This window comes from Pedobacter antarcticus (assembly GCF_900112985.1).
Classification (GTDB): Bacteria; Bacteroidota; Bacteroidia; order Sphingobacteriales; family Sphingobacteriaceae; genus Pedobacter; species Pedobacter antarcticus.
Map to the genome: position 1 here is coordinate 1 of NZ_FONS01000003.1, position 17217 is coordinate 17217.

The 17217-nt window shown below is 40.5% G+C and carries 15 protein-coding genes and 1 pseudogene; 5 read left to right on the plus strand and 11 right to left on the minus strand.

Features of this window, described 5'->3' with window-relative positions:
• From BM192_RS07485 to BM192_RS07505, 5 genes and pseudogenes are all read right to left on the minus strand, one after another.
• Window positions 1–279 (minus strand): annotated as a pseudogene (locus tag BM192_RS07485) (hypothetical protein); the annotation flags it as partial.
• An 83-nt stretch (window positions 280–362) separates the two neighbouring features.
• A complete protein-coding gene (locus BM192_RS07490; RefSeq protein ID WP_037442480.1) occupies window positions 363–947 on the minus strand; it encodes an LOG family protein in 585 nt (194 codons plus the stop codon).
• 115 nt (window positions 948–1062) lie between these two features.
• Window positions 1063–2532 carry an IMP dehydrogenase gene (guaB, locus tag BM192_RS07495; protein WP_037442481.1) on the minus strand — a complete coding sequence of 490 codons (1470 nt, stop codon included), beginning with the start codon at window positions 2530–2532 and terminating at the stop codon, window positions 1063–1065.
• Between the two features lie 318 nt (window positions 2533–2850).
• Window positions 2851–4125, minus strand: coding sequence for a M16 family metallopeptidase (locus tag BM192_RS07500; RefSeq protein ID WP_037442482.1), 1275 nt, complete (start codon window positions 4123–4125; stop codon window positions 2851–2853).
• Complete coding sequence (locus BM192_RS07505; protein WP_037442483.1) at window positions 4118–5362, minus strand: M16 family metallopeptidase; 1245 nt, start codon at window positions 5360–5362, stop codon at window positions 4118–4120. Before BM192_RS07505 ends, BM192_RS07500 begins: the two co-directional genes overlap by 8 nt.
• Window positions 5363–5462: 100 nt before the next feature.
• Between BM192_RS07505 and mqnC the strand changes: the two genes are divergently transcribed.
• Window positions 5463–6587 (plus strand): cyclic dehypoxanthinyl futalosine synthase, encoded by a 1125-nt coding sequence (mqnC, locus tag BM192_RS07510; protein ID WP_037442484.1) that lies wholly within the window; start codon window positions 5463–5465, stop codon window positions 6585–6587.
• Window positions 6588–6649: 62 nt separating this feature from the next.
• Here the strand turns inward: mqnC and BM192_RS07515 are convergent, their stop codons facing one another.
• Together BM192_RS07515 and BM192_RS07520 are read right to left on the minus strand one after the other, a co-directional pair.
• The gene (locus tag BM192_RS07515; protein WP_037442485.1) at window positions 6650–7486 is read right to left on the minus strand and encodes a ferritin-like domain-containing protein; all 837 of its coding nucleotides are present in this window, start codon (window positions 7484–7486) and stop codon (window positions 6650–6652) included.
• A gap of 10 nt (window positions 7487–7496) precedes the next feature.
• Window positions 7497–8207 (minus strand): ferritin-like domain-containing protein, encoded by a 711-nt coding sequence (locus BM192_RS07520; RefSeq protein WP_037442487.1) that lies wholly within the window; start codon window positions 8205–8207, stop codon window positions 7497–7499.
• A gap of 137 nt (window positions 8208–8344) precedes the next feature.
• On the opposite strand from BM192_RS07520, the gene BM192_RS07525 reads away from it, so the two are divergent.
• The 4 genes from BM192_RS07525 (at window position 8345) to BM192_RS07540 (ending at window position 13869) form a co-directional block, all read left to right on the plus strand.
• Window positions 8345–9133, plus strand: a complete 789-nt coding sequence (locus BM192_RS07525; protein ID WP_234797527.1) for a LytR/AlgR family response regulator transcription factor — start codon at window positions 8345–8347, stop codon at window positions 9131–9133.
• Window positions 9045–12059 (plus strand): ligand-binding sensor domain-containing protein, encoded by a 3015-nt coding sequence (locus BM192_RS07530; RefSeq protein WP_081857531.1) that lies wholly within the window; start codon window positions 9045–9047, stop codon window positions 12057–12059. Before BM192_RS07525 ends, BM192_RS07530 begins: the two co-directional genes overlap by 89 nt.
• A gap of 425 nt (window positions 12060–12484) precedes the next feature.
• On the plus strand, window positions 12485–12682 hold the full coding sequence (locus tag BM192_RS07535) for a hypothetical protein (RefSeq protein ID WP_037442489.1): 198 nt from the start codon (window positions 12485–12487) through the stop codon (window positions 12680–12682).
• Window positions 12683–12750: 68 nt separating this feature from the next.
• The gene (locus BM192_RS07540; protein ID WP_074587714.1) at window positions 12751–13869 is read left to right on the plus strand and encodes an N-acetyltransferase; all 1119 of its coding nucleotides are present in this window, start codon (window positions 12751–12753) and stop codon (window positions 13867–13869) included.
• A gap of 6 nt (window positions 13870–13875) precedes the next feature.
• On the opposite strand, the gene BM192_RS07545 is transcribed toward BM192_RS07540, so the two are convergent.
• From BM192_RS07545 to tpiA, 4 genes are read right to left on the minus strand one after another with little or no spacing between them, the layout of a single operon-like run.
• Complete coding sequence (locus tag BM192_RS07545) at window positions 13876–14205, minus strand: helix-turn-helix domain-containing protein (RefSeq protein ID WP_037445186.1); 330 nt, start codon at window positions 14203–14205, stop codon at window positions 13876–13878.
• A 28-nt stretch (window positions 14206–14233) separates the two neighbouring features.
• Entirely contained in the window at window positions 14234–15586 is a 1353-nt protein-coding gene (locus BM192_RS07550; RefSeq protein ID WP_074963943.1) for a UDP-N-acetylmuramate--L-alanine ligase, read from the minus strand.
• Between the two features lie 24 nt (window positions 15587–15610).
• Entirely contained in the window at window positions 15611–16450 is an 840-nt protein-coding gene (gene prmA, locus BM192_RS07555) for a 50S ribosomal protein L11 methyltransferase (protein WP_037445188.1), read from the minus strand.
• A complete protein-coding gene (gene tpiA / locus BM192_RS07560; protein ID WP_037445190.1) occupies window positions 16450–17211 on the minus strand; it encodes a triose-phosphate isomerase in 762 nt (253 codons plus the stop codon). Before tpiA ends, prmA begins: the two co-directional genes overlap by 1 nt.
• Window positions 17212–17217 lie beyond the last annotated feature (6 nt).

The following is a 17217-nucleotide window of genomic DNA, read 5'->3' on the forward strand; positions in this document are numbered from 1 at the left end:
CGCCAGCTTCTGATCGGAAGCTAACAGCTGCTTAGTTAAACTGTTCATATCTTGACCCTGATCCTGAAATTCTCGCTCAGCGCCGGAATCTGGATGGACCTCAAATTTCTTGTACCAACGTACAAAGTGATAGGCAGTTACTTTGCCTATTCGGTGCTTTTTCGCTACCTGGCTAATGCTCAAAATACCGCCCTGGTAATCCCGAGCTACTGCGATTTTTAAACTTTCATCATAGATGGCTACCCGACCACCTTTTGATCCTTTTCTTGGTGCTTCCATTCTTAATTTAATTTAAGAATTATCCTAAACTTTATCAACTACTTTTAGGAATGGACAAACCTGCCTGCGACCAAAGCGCAAGATTAGCTCAGATTCCTGTCTTTAAACCAGTTTTCATCTTTCTCAGCTCTAAATGCGTGCATCAGTTCTATCAAGAGCTCTGGATCGTCACTTGCCTGAACAAGATCCCGATTTGTCTGTTTGAGCATTCCCTGTGCTACCATCGTATCAAGCTGAGCCAGCAGATGATCATAATACCCGCCTACATTTAAAATTCCAATTGCCTTCTGATGCAGCCCTAGCTGTAACCAGGTTAAAACCTCAAAAAATTCTTCCAGCGTGCCGTAACCGCCCGGGAGAATCACAAATCCATCTGCAAGATCGGCCATTTTCTGCTTTCTCTCATGCATATTCGCTGTTACAATGAGTTCATTCACCTCCATGTTACCGACTTCCAGATCCAGTAGGAACTGTGGGATTACTCCGGTTACATAACCATCTCGTTTTAAAACCTCTCCGGCAATTAAGCCCATTACACCCACACTTCCTCCGCCATAAACAAGCTTAATATTTCTGGAAGTCATGGCTTCAGCCAGATTTTGAACAGCCGCAAGTAAAACAGGATCATCATTAAAATATGCCCCACAGTAAACACAAATTGATTTCATTGTCATATATCAGAATAAAAATATTAATTTTTAAAAATAAAAAAGTAAAAAAAAAGATCATTCCAGTAGAATTGGATCTACCAGAATGATCTTTATATTCAAAATCTAAACGCGTTTAACGAGAATAGTTAGGTGCTTCTTTTGTGATAGAGATATCGTGTGGATGGCTTTCACGCATACCAGCTGCAGTGATTCTCACAAACTTGGCCTGTTGAAGTTCAGGGATGGTTGCAGCACCACAGTAATGCATTCCTGCACGCAGACCGCCCACGTACTGATAAATAACTTCTGCCAGGGTCCCTTTATAAGGTACGCGACCTACAATACCTTCAGGAACTAATTTCGTGACTACATCTTCTTCATCCTGGAAATAACGGTCTTTAGAACCATGCTGCATAGCCTCTACTGATCCCATACCACGGTAAGACTTAAATTTACGTCCTTCATAGATAATGGTTTCTCCTGGCGACTCCTCAACACCAGCGAACAATGAACCTGCCATGATTGAACTTGCCCCTGCTGCCAATGCTTTGACGATATCTCCTGTTTGTTTGATACCACCGTCTGCAATAACCGGAATTCCGGTACCTTCCAGAGCTTTGGCACATTCGTAAACTGCATATAGCTGAGGTACTCCCACACCGGCTATGATTCTGGTTGTACAGATTGAACCTGGTCCGATACCTACTTTTACAGCATCGGCACCAGCTGCTGCCAATGCTCTTGCTGCATCTGCAGTTGCAATATTTCCAGCAATCACATCAAGATCAGGGAATCTGGCTTTAATGGCCTTCACCATGTCTATTACCCCTTTAGAGTGCCCATGTGCAGTATCTACAGTAACAACGTCCACACCAGCTTTAACCAATGCAGCCACCCTGTCAATATTATCTGCAGCAACGCCAACAGCAGCACCTACACGAAGGCGGCCTCTGGCATCTTTACAGGCCTTAGGGTAATTTTTATATTTCTGAATATCTTTAAAAGTAATTAATCCTGACAACAGCCCCTCTTTACTCAATACAGGTAACTTTTCAATCTTGTGGTGCTGAAGAATTTCTTCGGCCTGCAATAGTGTCGTTCCTTCCGGTGCAGTAATCAGATTATCTTTTGTCATGACCTCACCGATCTTACGCTGCATATCTTTCTGGAAACGCAGGTCACGGTTAGTAATGATACCAACTAATTTATGATCGTTATCAATAATTGGAATACCACCGATTTTATATTCATTCATCAATTTAGAAGCATCTGCCACGACGGCGTCTGCATGCAGAGTGATCGGGTCCTGTATCATTCCACTTTCGGAACGCTTAACTTTACGGACTTCTTCTGCCTGACGCTCAATGCTCATATTCTTATGAAGCATACCAATTCCTCCAGCCTGGGCAATAGCGATAGCAAGTTTTGCTTCCGTTACTGTATCCATTGCAGCAGAAACTACGGGTACATTTATTTTGATATTTTTGGTCAGGAAACTTTCGGTATTTACATCACGCGGAAGCACTTCTGAATAGGCTGGAACCAATAATACGTCATCGTATGTTAGTCCTTCAGCAATAAATTTTTGGGGATCGAGTTGCATAGCAAATAATTTAGGAGTTATTATTTGCCGGGCAAAACTACATAAATTACCGCAGACCTGAAAGTGTTTTTATGAATCATTTCTAATATGAGAAGATGCTGACAAAACAGCAATTAAATAGCGATGAATTAGCTATTACTCATTAAAGACTTAAAAAGAGGGTAATGAATTGATCTATACACGAAAATTACTGATCAGGAACAACATCTATCCTGCATCTCAATATAATGCCCTTGTAGATTTCTACAAGCAGATCTATCAGGCGGATAAACAAAAAGCTGTATTGGTTAAAATCTAAAAACCAATACAGCTCTTTTTTTATTTCTTACCTACAATAACCTTAATAAAGTTATCTGTATTCAGGTAACGTTTAGCCAGCTCCTGTAATTCCAGGGAGCTGATATTCTTTACAGTCTTGATATAATCATCATAGTAAGAATAATCTAACCCGGAGAAGTAGATATTTTTAAACTTGTCAGCATGGGAGAACGCATTTTCAAGACTGCCCAGCATGGATCCCAGCATATAGTTACGAACCAGATCCAGCTCTCCGGCAGGAATGAGCTCATTTTGCAAAAGGCCAATCTCTTTTTCTATTTCTTCCATCGCCTTACCGCAAACATCAGCCCCTACTTCGGTAGCAATAAAGAAATAACCAGAGTGCTTCATAGATACTACGGCAGATCCAATGCCATAAGTATACCCCTTATCTTCACGGATGTTCGCCATTAGCCTGGAACCGAAATATCCGCCCAGCAGGCAGTTCAGTACCTGAAACCCGGCGAAATCCGGATGTGTTCTGTTAACGGTTAGCGTACCCATTCTTATTGCAGACTGAATAGCTTCCGGACGCTCTATAAAAAGGTCTCCCTTCTGATGATCCGGGAATTCAAAATGATTCACAACAGCCTTTTCGTTATTGCTCCACTCCTGACCAAAGACTGCATTCAACAGGTCAAACTCAGGCTGCTCAAATTTACCAGCCACAAAAACGGTACAGTTTGCAGGCTGATATCCCGCGCGGAAATAGCCCAGCAGGTCTTCTCTCTGAATAGCTTGATAGTCTTCCAGTGAGATTCCAGAACCGTAAGTTGTATTCCCAAATAATACCGCAGCAAAGTTCTTTCTGGCCAGAAAATCATTTTTCTGAAGACTGACTTTTAAAGATTGCTGCTGATTTAGTTTAAAGATATCCAGCTCCTGTTGTGGGAAAATGCTGTCATTTAAAATTGACCACAGAATCGGCAAAACAGATTTCAGGTGCTTGGTTAGAGTGTAAACCTTTATTGTTGACTGATCGGCTCCATATTCTGTCTGCAGGAAAGCGCCATAATAATCTACCTGATCAGCTATTTGTGCGGCAGTAAGTGTATTTGTGCCATTATTAATCAAGTGGTTTACTGCATTTGACTGTAGAGGTTTAGATGGATCCCAGTTTACGTTTTCCAGGACAAACTCAATACGTACCAGTTCTTGTTTACCGGCATTAAGCGTAAACACTTTGATTCCGTTGTCCAGTTGCTGCTGCGCAGGCGCAATAAAATTAATTTCGTTTACCTGTCTCGATTCAGGTATCAGCGTTCTGTTAAGCATCTTTTGCAGTTAAATAGTATAAAATTGAGCATTGAGCCGGAATAAAAGTCCGGGCAGCGGCATTTTGTATAGCGGCTGCTTCTACCGCCAGGTATTTATCAATTTCGGTGTTCAGACCGTTAGCATCACCAAGCAATTCGTAATAAGCCAGATTCATCGCTTTATCCAGTAAACTCATCTCGGCGAATACCATAATTGATTCAGATTTATTTTTCACTTTAGTCAGTTCATCTACCGTAACCGGCTGGCTGGCAATCTCCTGAAGTTCTTTCCATACTGCTTTTTCAGCATCTTCCATACTAACTCCCTCACTTAACTTACCTTCTATGACAAACAATCCTTCATCAAGGCTACTGGTAATATAAGCATGGATATCACTGAATAACTGCTGGTCTTTTAACAGACGCTGATAAAGCCGGGCCGAATGTCCCTGAGAGAGCACATCTGAAAGCAAGTCAAAAACCTGGTATTCCGGATCTCGTCTTGCAGGCATTTTAAATGCCATATATAATCCATTCAACGGAACTTCAGCATGGACTGTCTGGCTTCTTGCTTCGGTCTGCTGAGGTTCTGCAGGCAATCTGCGTTCATAAGCAGTTCCGGAAGGAATTGGTCCAAACCATTTCTCTGCCATTTCCTTGATATCTGCCGTTTTAACATTTCCACCTACAACAAGAATCGCATTCAAGGGATTATAATGCTTATGAAAGAAAGCTTTTACGTCTTCCATCTTCGCATTTTCAATCTGAGCCAGATCCTGTCCTATTGTTGCCCAGCGATACGGATGGGTTGTATAGGCAAGCGGCCGGAGTTTTAGCCAGACATCGCCATAGGGTTGGTTCAGATAGCGTTGCTTAAATTCTTCACAAACTACATTACGCTGAGTCTCCAGGCTCTTTTCAGAAAAGGCGAGGCTCAGCATTCTGTCACTTTCCAGCCAAAAAGCTGTTTCTATATTCGTTGCCGGCAAAGTGATATAATAATTAGTGATATCATTGCTCGTAAAAGCATTGTTTTCACCGCCCACCCTTTGCAGCGGTTCATCATATACGGGAATATTTACTGATCCTCCAAACATCAGGTGTTCAAAGAGATGTGCGAATCCGGTTTTGCCTTCTTCCTCATCCCGAGCACCTACGTCATACAGGATATTTAGTACCGCCATTGGCGTTGTATCATCTTCATGTACCAGCACACGTAAACCATTGGCTAGTGTAAAACGGTTAAAATCTACCATAAAATTCTTTAGTTGCGCCAAATATAGGAAATATGAATTTAAACGTAAATGTGAGAATATGATGAAATAAAAACAGCGTAACTTATGGTATCTTTGTGCTATGAATACTGCCGAATTATTGGAGAGAGCCCTTAAATTTGACTTTTTAAGCCAGGAAGAAGGTGTTTATCTTTACCACAATGCTGCTACAGCCGAGCTGGCATTCGTTGCCAATGAACTGAGAAAAAAACAGGTTCCCAGCGGGAAAGTTACCTGGCAGATTGACAGGAACGTGAATACAACTAATGTCTGTATCGCCAATTGTAAGTTCTGTAACTTTTTCAGAAGACCTGGTCATGAAGATAGTTATATTACCGATATAGAAACTTATAAAGTCAAAATCGAAGAGACCTTCCGTCTTGGTGGAGACCAGTTACTGCTGCAAGGCGGACATCATCCCGACCTTGGCCTGGATTTTTACGCAGATCTTTTCAGGAAACTGAAGGAACTTTATCCAGATCTTAAACTGCATGCTTTAGGCCCACCGGAAATTGCACATATTGCGAAACTTGGAAAAATAAGTCATACTGAAGTATTAAGAGCGCTTAAAGAAGCCGGAATGGATTCTTTACCTGGCGCCGGTGCCGAAATCCTGAATGATAGGGTAAGAAGATTAATCTCAAAAGGTAAATGTGGCGGCAAGGAATGGCTGGATGTAATGCGTGCTGCCCATCAGCTGGACATCACCACTTCCGCAACTATGATGTTCGGTCATGTGGAAACTATTGAAGAAAGGTTTGAGCACCTGGTCTGGATCAGGGAAGTTCAACAGGAGAAACCTGCAGATGCCAACGGTTTCCTTGCTTTTATACCATGGCCTTTCCAGGATGATGGCACTTTATTAAAACGTCTTCGTGGAATTACGAATGACGTCTCAGGTGATGAATACATCCGTATGCTCGCGCTAAGCAGAATTATGCTGCCTAATATCAAAAACATTCAGGCATCCTGGTTGACCGTGGGTAAAAACGTTGCCCAGTTATGTCTGCATGCCGGGGCAAATGATTTTGGGTCCATTATGATTGAGGAGAATGTTGTTTCCGCAGCAGGTGCTCCACACCGTTTCACAGCAAAGGGAATTCAGGAAGCAATCAGAGAGGCGGGCTTCGAGCCGCAACTCCGCGGCCAAAAATATAATTACAGGGATCTTCCTGAACATCTGGAAGAACAGGTAATCAATTACTAATAAAAACAGAGGGTGGCCGCAAAAAGCAACCACCCTCTCCCTAAACCTGAAACCAATATTATTTAACGGATAAAAAGACCTGCTATTGCTTTCACTTCAGCCATAGTCAATGGCTCATCAAAAGCTTCAGTTGATGCATTTGTACTAAATCCCAGCGAAGTAATATTAACCCCACCTTGTATCAGATTATCTTCTCCTTTGTAAACAGGATCTACCTGAGGCACACCGCTATCATTCGCACCTGTAATCCATGGTTTTAATGCACTTACGCCACCTCCTGCCGGAGCTTTACGCATTTGACGGATATGAGATGCATGTCTGGCTTCCACTGAGTGAATCTGCAACGCAGTTTGCAAAACGCCGGGAGTACCAATCAGATTCCCTGCTTGACCCTTGTAGGCCCTCACCCCCGTATCTTCAAATGCCTGGGCAACAGCCAGAAAAGTTGGATAATTTGAGAATACGGTTGGAAATGTACCTTTAGCAGTATAGTCGAACTGTCCTGCGGTAAATGCCACAGGGGTTTTACCCAAACCGGTTATCGCAGTTTTTAATAGATTTACATGCGCCTGTTCATGGTCACGGATGGTATTTATAGCACCAACAGCCGGGCTTCCTGCAGGAATTAGACCTGCTGTGTCTGCACCTTTCTGATAAAAATAGTATTCAAGATATTCCAGTGTCAGCGCGAAATTAAGGACTTCTTCTACAGCCACAGCTGTACTTGTTTGTCCATAAGCTTTTTTAAACATCGACCCCAAAGCCAATGGTACAGCCGCAACAGCAACCTTTGAACCGAAGTTGAAAAATTGTTTCATAGCGGCCCGGCGCGGATTTAAGCGTTCATACACTTCTGCATCCACTTTTTCAATTTCTTCTAATATGTTAACGATATTCATAACTTTTAAATTAAGATGGTAAACTGGATGCGTTAATTGTAGTTTTAATAAATGACTGTGCCATAGTTAAAACCTCTTTAGGTGTTCGTGCTTTATCAAGCCCATTCATATCGATTACTTCCGAATTAGCAAAACTTCCATTTTCGAGTAAGTCGCGAATTAGCGCCGCATGACGTGCTTCGACAGAAACAATTTTACCTGCAAGCAGCAAATATTCTTTAGATTGTATCAGCTTACCTGCCCCATTATAGGCCGAAACACCCAGATCTTCAAACACTTTCGCTGTACCCAGCACACTGTCTCTGGAACTAAAATTGATGCTACTGAAATTAACTTCCAGCGCTGGAATTGCTTTGGTGCTCAACGCTGCTTTAAAGAACTCGCGGTGAGCTAGTTCATGATCTCTGATATCTGTTAACAAAGCCAGTTCGTTAGCAGGCATATTTGCATATGGATTTTGAATTACTGCAGCGTAGAAAGCTGCTTCTAATTGTTCGAGTGCATAGGCATAGTTCAAAATGCCAATATCTCCGCTGCCCAGGTCGACTCCTTCTCCCATATCGTGAGAAACCTGTTCCTTTTTACAGCCAGCAGCAATGAGCGCAACGCCTGCAAGACCTGCCCCTGCATATTGTAAAAATGACCGGCGTTTAAAGCTGGCGTTCAGGATATCACTCCCCTGCGAAGGAATCTCCTGTGGTTCAATAAGTGAATTTTTCATAAGATTAAGTTTTAGTACGGTATAGGTAATTGGTTTGCTTATATCCCCACATACGGAGAAAATTTTACTTTGGTTTTACCAAATCGAGAAAAATTCTTGAGTCCCCTGTTTTTTTAATAATTTCACCAATACATAAAATGAAACCAGTGCTGAATGTAATTATAGTAGACGATGAAGAATTTGCGCGTTCTTCACTTTATTTCCTGCTGCAGGAGAATTGTGAAAATGTCCATATTTGCGGTATTGCAAAATCCGTTGAAGAAGCCAGAACCTTATTGAATACCTGCGAAGTAGACTTGATTTTCCTTGATATTGCTATGCCTGGATTGAATGGTTTCGAATTAATTCCGGATGCCAGTTCTTTACATGCACGCGTTATTTTCACCACGGCTTATGATCAGTATGCCTTAAAAGCCATTAAGGCAAGTGCATTGGATTATTTGCTCAAACCCATTGATATCGATGAACTGAAGGCTGCAGTGAGAAAAGCAGAAAACCTGACAAGCGAGAAGGGAAAAGATCAGAATCATGCTGAGCGGCTCCAGACCCTCAGGGGAAGTCTTTCTGACCGTATGGGTATTCGAAAACTCAGTCTGGCTAACGGTCAGGGATATACGTTAATCGACGTCGATGAAATCATCAGAATTGAAGCCGACAGCAATTATTCTGTTTTTCATTTTAATCACCGCGATCAGATCACTGTATCGCGCGTCCTTAAAGAGTTCGAAGAGATCCTTCCGGACGATCAGTTTGTCAGAATACATAAATCAAGTATCGTCAACCTGAATTATCTCAAGGAATATAATTCTAAAAATGGTCTTGAACTATTATTAAAAAATGGAGAAAAAATTGCCGTATCCCGCAGACGAGCCAGCATTTTCATGGAAAAAGTTAAGTTATTCAGTACCAGTTCAGGCGAGAAATAGCAATAGCCTGGTTCTGGTTTTCCTACTGTTCCTGCTATTTGGTAATGTGCAGCAAATAACTGCGCAGCATACTTATATTAAACATTACAGCACTGCAGACGGGCTACCCAGCAACAACTGTTATTTTACTCTTCAGGATAGCAAAGGATATATATGGGCTGCAACCGATGCCGGAGTAAGTCGTTTTGATGGTAAGGTGTTTGAGACATTTTCCATCGAAGACGGCCTGCCGGACAATCAGATAATCAGACTTAATGAAGACAGCAGCGGAAAAATATGGTTCTCCGCACTCAACGGCCAATTGAGTTATTTCTATAAGGGCCGCATTTATAACGAACAAAATAACAAATTACTTAAAAAGCTGCGTTTTACAGGCGTTGTAATTTCCTTTTATGAAGATCGTAAAGGTCATCTCTGGTTTGGAACAAACAAAAATCTACTGGTTCGCTGGGATGGAAAAACAGTAAAACGTTTCAGCTCTGCTGATCCGAAAAGTCAATTTATCAATACCGTCGTCTACGAAGATAAATCTGGTATTGTATGGGCAGCGAGCAGTCATTGTCTCCGCTATTTTGACGGCAAAACTTTTCATAAAAGCAAGCAGCATTTACGGGCAGTTTCTTATAAAACAGCAGCTAGTAATGCAGATCACACCATGCTTTTTCTGGATTATCGTGGTCTTAATTTCGTCGATGGTGATAAGCAGCAACTTACCCTTAGAATAGACCGTTCGCTGATAGCAGACAACGCCGGTTACTTCTATGCCGAAAATGGGAACGAACTTTGGCTGGCTAACCGCTCCGGCGTATATCATCTGGAAAGTGACGGAACTAAAACCCATTACCTGCCGCAGGTAACCACTAGTCAGGTAATTAAAGATAACAAAGAAAACATGTGGTTCACCACAAATAACGGGCTTTATATGCTGCCTAAAAAATCCAGAAGGATATATATGCTGGATAGCCATCAGGGGCTTAGTCAAAATACGATCAAGAGCCTGGCATCAGATAACAGTAACCGGATCTGGATGGGAATGGAAAACGGTATCATCAACTTGCTGGACCGGCCTGCTTTTGGGTTAAGGCATTTCACACTTCAGGATCATGAAAAGTATAGTAGCATAAAGGAATTAAAATTAAATTCTGCCCGTGACGCCATGGTTTTCTCGGCTGAATTTGGAATCGGGAAAATCCCGCTGAAAGGTTCCGCTTCGGAACAGATGGCTGGAATAGTGCAGAACAATAATACGAATGTCGGACTGAAAAGCTTTACTATCGGTCCTGATCATCAGATTGCAATGGCCATGTCTTCCGGAGTACTTGTGCTGCAGAAACCAGGAACCAATTTTTCGTTTAGTTCTGCAGATTATATACAGGGAAAGAATTTTTTTGCCGGAAGAGCTTACCGGGTATATTATGGCAAAAATAATGAGCTTTGGTTTTCCAACCTTCAGGGGCTCTCCCAGATCAAAGATGGAAAACTCATACGCCATTACCTGAATCATCCGCTGCTCACCAAAAGAATTAACGATATCGCACAATTGGCTGACGGTACAATAGTATTAGCTACAGACGGTTATGGAATGCTCTTCTACCAAAATGGAAAATTAAGCAGGCAATTGACAAGGTTAAACGGACTGGCAAATAACATCTGTAAAAAGCTTTCGGTACGTGACGGGTATATCTGGGTTATCACCAATAACGGTATCAACAGAATTGAAGAAGGCGGGAGTCATCGGATCGAATCCTTCGAATATACAAACAGCCTGCTCAGCAATGATGTGAACGACATGCTCATTGAAAAGGATACTGTCTGGTTTGCAACAAATCGCGGACTGGTTTATTTTGCCAATACGCCTTTTGACAAAACACGCGAAACCCCAAAAGTCCTGATTTCCTCTATTTCCAGTAAAAATAAAGAGCTTACGCCCGACTCTACCGGCTTTGTACTAAAACCCGGAGACAATAGTATCAGTTTCTATTTTAGTGCGCTTGATTTTCAGAACAGTAATATCCTTTACCGGTACCGGCTTAAAACGTCAAATCCATGGACTGAGACTAAAAGCCGGAGACTGGAGATTTCGTCTCTGGAACCTGGAAACTATCAGTTTGAACTGAGTGCAAAAACTGGTAATAGTGCATGGAGCACACCTACTGTCGTAACTTTTACCCAGGAAGAACACTTCTGGCAGTCTTTCTGGTTTATGGCGCTGCTCCTTCTGCTGGCAAGTTTTAGTTTTTATAAAATCGCCGTATATGTAACCAGACAGCAGAAAAATAAAGAACAGCAGCAGCTTGTACTCAAAAACAGGATTTTGATGTTGGAACAGCAGGCTCTTCAGGCTATGATGAACCCACATTTCGTTTTCAATGTCATGAATTCAATCCAGCACTACATCAATACAAAAGACACTTCTTCGGCTAATAAGATCCTGACAGGTTTTGCCAGATTGATCAGGAAAAATCTGGATATCTGTACGCGGAGCTTTATTTCACTGGAAGAAGAACTGGAATATCTTGGGCTTTATTTAAGTCTGGAAAAGAAAAGATTCGGGGATAAATTTAATTATACACTGAAAATTGACCCGGAGATTGACCAGGATGACACAAGAATTCCATCCATGATTCTGCAGCCCTATATAGAAAATGCGATATGGCATGGATTAATGCCTAAAGAGAACGGTGGGAAAATAGAGATCATTATGAGTCGCAGAGACCCTGTGCATTTACTTATTGAAATTATCGACGATGGTATAGGGATTGACAACTCTCTTCAGCAAAAAAGAGGTTCACACCAGAGTAAAGGAATGGTGCTCACACAGGAAAGAATTAATCTGATTAACCAAATTGAGGCAAATCCTATACAAATTGAGATCAGGCAGAACGGTATTTCAGGCACTATTGTGTCTGTTTTACTGCCAAATTGATTAGCATTATACCGTTTACTCAAAAATAACTACCACTTACTAAGTATACTTTCTTTCGATCTTAATTTGCATTAAACTTGTTATAGATATTAAAGCAAACAAAGTTTGTAAAAAACGTTCTTAGAGAATTGATCAAAGATATTTTTAATCTAACCTAAAACTTATCTCAATTCAGGTTTCATTTGTGTGTTAAAAGTGGTAAAGTAGTAGCCTTTACCACTTTTTTTTTGCGCAAAATTCTTTTATTCTGTTTAGCAACCACTTGTATTCCGCTTCAATATTTTAGAAAAAAGAATTTTTTTTAAAATGCTTTTTGTTCTAATTTTGATTTGGCAAAAGTCCGGCAAAAGCAGCGTCCAGGCTAACTAGAAAGATTTTTGTTATTTTTATTAAATCACAAACTCAGGCAACTTTATTTTAGACAAATGGCAACTCCAAAAAAATCCGTAAAAAAGGGCCCAATTGAGCGGGCAGAGGACAAGGAAATGACTGATGAAATTTCTTTAGCCCCAAAAGGGAACAAAAATTCATTTGACGACGATGATGATGAATTCGATCTGCCGCTGGACGACCTTGACGGGTTTGACGAATTTGGTACAGACGACGATGATGACAATTACTAAGTAAATGCAGTTCACTACATAGAGCATCTTCAACAAGGTGCTTTTTTATTTCAATTTCCCGACCCTAAATGCAAATTCTACCCGTTTCCGATAGCCAGTTAAAAAAAGAATTCTTAAAAGTCCCCCACCTTATTTACGCCGGTGATGAAAATTGGATCTGCCCGCTGGAACAGGACGTGGAAAAGACTTTTAACCCGCAAAAAAATCCATTTTTCAAACATGGTAAATGTACCAGATGGATTTTACAGGATGATCAGGGAAAAACTATCGGACGGATTGCCGCATTTGTGAATGATAAAAAGGCATTCCAGTATGACCAGCCTACCGGTGGTATGGGATTTTTCGAATGTATAAATGACGAAAAAGCTGCATTCACTTTATTTGACGCCGCCAAAGACTGGCTGATCAGTCAGGGGATGAAAGCTATGGACGGGCCAATTAACTTCGGTGAAAATGATACTTTCTGGGGTTTACTGGTCGAAGGATTTACGCCACCATCCTATGGTATGAATTATAACCCTTCGTACTATCAGGCATTTTTTGATAATTATGGCTTTACAACCGAATATCAGCAGATTACAAACCACCTCGCTGTCAGAAAACCATTTCCCGAAAGATTTACCAAAATAGCAAATTGGGTAGCTAATAAACCTGGTTATACTTTTGAGAGCTTTTCAACGAAAAATCCGGAAAAATACGTGAACGATCTGATGGAGATCTATAATGATGGGTGGAAGGATTTTGATAATTTTGTTCCGATCAAAAAAGAGACGCTATTAGCAAGCTTCAAACAGATGGAGGCGATAATGGACGAAAAACTAATTTGGTTTGCTTACATCAACGGAGAACCAGCTTCATTTGTAGTTATCATCCCTGATGCTAACCAGCTGATCAAAGGATTTAACGGGAAACTAGGGTTACTAGAGAAAATCAAATTTGTTTACCGGAGATGGAAAGGTGTGAACAGAATGCGTGCAATAGTGATGGGGACAAAAACAGCTTATCAAAAGCATGGTCTTGAATCGGCGCTGTTCATCAAACTTAAAGAATATGTTCTGCCAATGGAACAATACGACGAGCTGGAGCTTTCCTGGGTAGGTGACTTCAATGATAAGATGTTATCTATTCATGAAGCAACAGGTGCCACTTTTGGAAAGCGGCACCTGACATTGCGTAAATTATTCTAATGAGTCTTATCTCTCTCTGATTTCTTCATAAAGATCAATCACCTTCTTCTGAAGTTTAATAATTTCCTCTTCTCTGAGTGATAACTTTGATTTAAGATTATTAATCTCTTCAAAATTTACTGATTGTGGATTTTCTCCTTCTTTGGAGATGATATCCATTGTAGAAACCTCGAAAAGATTTGCAATCTGAGCAAGTCTGGAAATATTGATATCTGTGATTCCTGTTTCTATTTTAGAAAAAGCAGGAATAGAAATATTCAATCTTTTAGCTACTTCGCCCTGACTCCATCCATTTTTCTGACGGAGTTGTCTGATGTTTTTACCGATGATGTTCATTTTTATAAAATTTAGGTGTGTTTTTTTCTTAATTATTATTCAACTCACGTGCCAACTTCCCCAGATCCATCCCACCGTAGTTACCTGAACTCATTAACAACAGGTTAGTATGGCTAAAATCCAGCTCCAGAAGGTATTGCGCTAAATTATCTGCATTATCAAAATAGGTAATCCTTTTGTCATTAAATGCATTCTTGATATCTGTTTCGCTGAATGGTATAATATTTTTTTGTTCAAATGTTTTTTTATCAATATATACGATAGGATTATCTGCATTAAACATCGTATCATGATATTGAAGTAGAAATTTTTTATTTAAACTACTAAAAGTATGCAATTCTATGCAAGCTACTAATTTTCTTTCCTCAAATTGTGTCTTTACTGCCTCAATTGTTGCTTTTAATTTAGATGGTGAATGTGCAAAGTCTTTATAGACATTCGTATTTTCATCTGAGAACAGCAATTCAAGCCTTTTAGACGCTCCTTTGAAGGATTTTATCGCTTCATTAAACTCGGGTATACTTATGCCTAATCTTTCACAAACCTGTCGCGCAGCACTCAAATTCATCAGATTATGGTTTCCAAATATTTTCAATTCCTGGTGTCCGGGTTCAAGATGAGTAATTCCGTTCTCTATTGCATGTAACGGAATCTGATAACCTGTTGCCTTTAAATTCTTTTTTTCGTTAACCATTTTAACCAGTTCTGCATCATCCTCGCAAAAGATAAGCTCCCCGTCCGGCATGATAGTATCTATAAATATAGAAAACTGAGTCAAATAATTCTCGAATGTAGGAAAAACATTAACATGATCCCAGGCTACACCACTAATTACAGCAAGATTTGCATTGTAAAGGTGAAATTTTGGTCTTCTGTCAATAGCTGAAGACAGGTATTCATCACCTTCAATAATGATAACGGGTGCGCTATCAGTCAACTTCACCATGGTATCAAAGCCTTCCAGCTGCGCACCAACAAGATAATCTATTTCATGATTATAATAATTCAACACATGGAGGATCATTGAAGTTATAGTTGTCTTCCCATGACTCCCGCCGATTACTACACGAAACTTATCTTTTGACTGCTCATAGATATACTCAGGATAAGAATAGATACGTAAACCCAATTCTTGTGCTCTAAGTAATTCTGGATTATCCGCACGGGCATGCATCCCTAGAATAACAGCATCCAACTGCCGGTTAATCACTTCCGGCCGCCAACCTGATTCCGAAGGAAAAAGTCCATAGCGTGCAAGCCGGCTGGCTGATGGCTCAAAGATAAAATCATCTGAGCCAGTCACCAGCATACCTTTTTTATGTAACGCTATCGCCAGGTTATGCATGGCGCTTCCTCCGATAGCTATAAAATGTATTCGCATCTAAAGTTTAAATATAAACTGTTATTATATCTTTTTAAAATGGGCGGCAACCCAGTTATCAATCTTCTTATGTGAATGATAAAGGATGCCAGATAATGCACAAGCATCAGTAATCATCTTCAAATCTGTTTCTTCGTAGAATCCACTAAAATAGATATCACCGCCGTTTTTAAGAACTCTCGTATATACAGGAATCTGATCCAGCAGGATATTACGGTTTATATTCGCTAAAATAGTATCATATTTTACTGCAGGAATTACTTCTTTACCACCACATAGAATTTCCATACCCGGAATATTATTTAATTGGGTATTCTCTATAGTACTGGCATAGCAAACTTCATCATAATCAATTGCTGTTAATTTAGCAGCATTCTTTTTTGCCGCCAGTATAGCAAGAATTCCTGTCCCACATCCCATATCAAGTACAAATTTACCGTCCATATCAGCTTCAAGGATATACTCCATCATCATTGTAGTAGTCTGATGATGACCAGTTCCAAAAGCCATCTTTGGATCGATAATAATTTCAAAAGGAAACTCAGGACGTGGTTGGTGAAAAGTAGCCCGCACATAACAGGCGTTACTAACAATTAGAGGTTCAAAGTTTTTCTCCCACTCTTCATTCCAGTTCTCGGCTGCTATTTCCTGAGAAGAATAGCTGTAAGGTAACGTTTCATCTATTTCTTGAAGTAAAGCCTGAAATGCTTCCTCATTAAAGGACGCTTGATCTATGTAAGCAGAAAATCCGTTTTCAGTATCTTCAAAAGTATTGAAACCAATGTCCGAAAGATCAGCGATTAGTAGATCCTGCTGATATTCTTCAATGGTTTCAAAACTAAAAGTTATTTGTAAATATTGCATTAAGCGTTGAAAGTTTTAACGATATCAGTAAAATCACGCGACTTCAAAGAAGCTCCGCCGATCAGCCCGCCATCAATATCTTTTTGAGCAAACAGTTCAGCCGCATTTTTCGGATTACAACTTCCACCGTAAAGAATTGAAGTTTCTTCTGCAACATCCTCTCCGTATTTACCGGATACCTCTGCACGGATAAATTCATGTACTTCCTGCGCCTGCTCAGCAGTAGCGGTCAATCCTGTTCCAATAGCCCAAACTGGTTCATAGGCAATGATTACTTTAGAAAAGTCTTCAGTATCCAAGCCAAAGATTCCATTATCTAACTGAGCTCTAAGGATTTCAAAAAAGTTTCCATTATTTCTTTCATCAAGTGTTTCGCCAATGCAGAAAAGTGGTGTAAGGCCATTAGCTAACGCTATTTTGGTTTTCTCAGCAAGAAGCTCATCGCTTTCAGCAAAATACTGACGACGTTCTGAGTGTCCGATAATTACATACTCACAGCCGATAGAGCGAATCATTTTTGCTGAAATCTCACCTGTATAAGCGCCGCTTTCTTTTTGATGACAATTTTGCGCCCCAATTTTAACTGTTTCAGAACCTAACTGAACCAGGCTTTTCAAATGTGTAAACGGAGCACAGATGATAGCAATCTGATCGCCTTTCTTTTCATCTCTGACCATGTTCACAATTTCCGAGAAAAGGCTTAATCCTTCTTCGTCATCAGTGTTCATTTTCCAATTGCCTGCTACTATTTTCTTTCTCATATTATA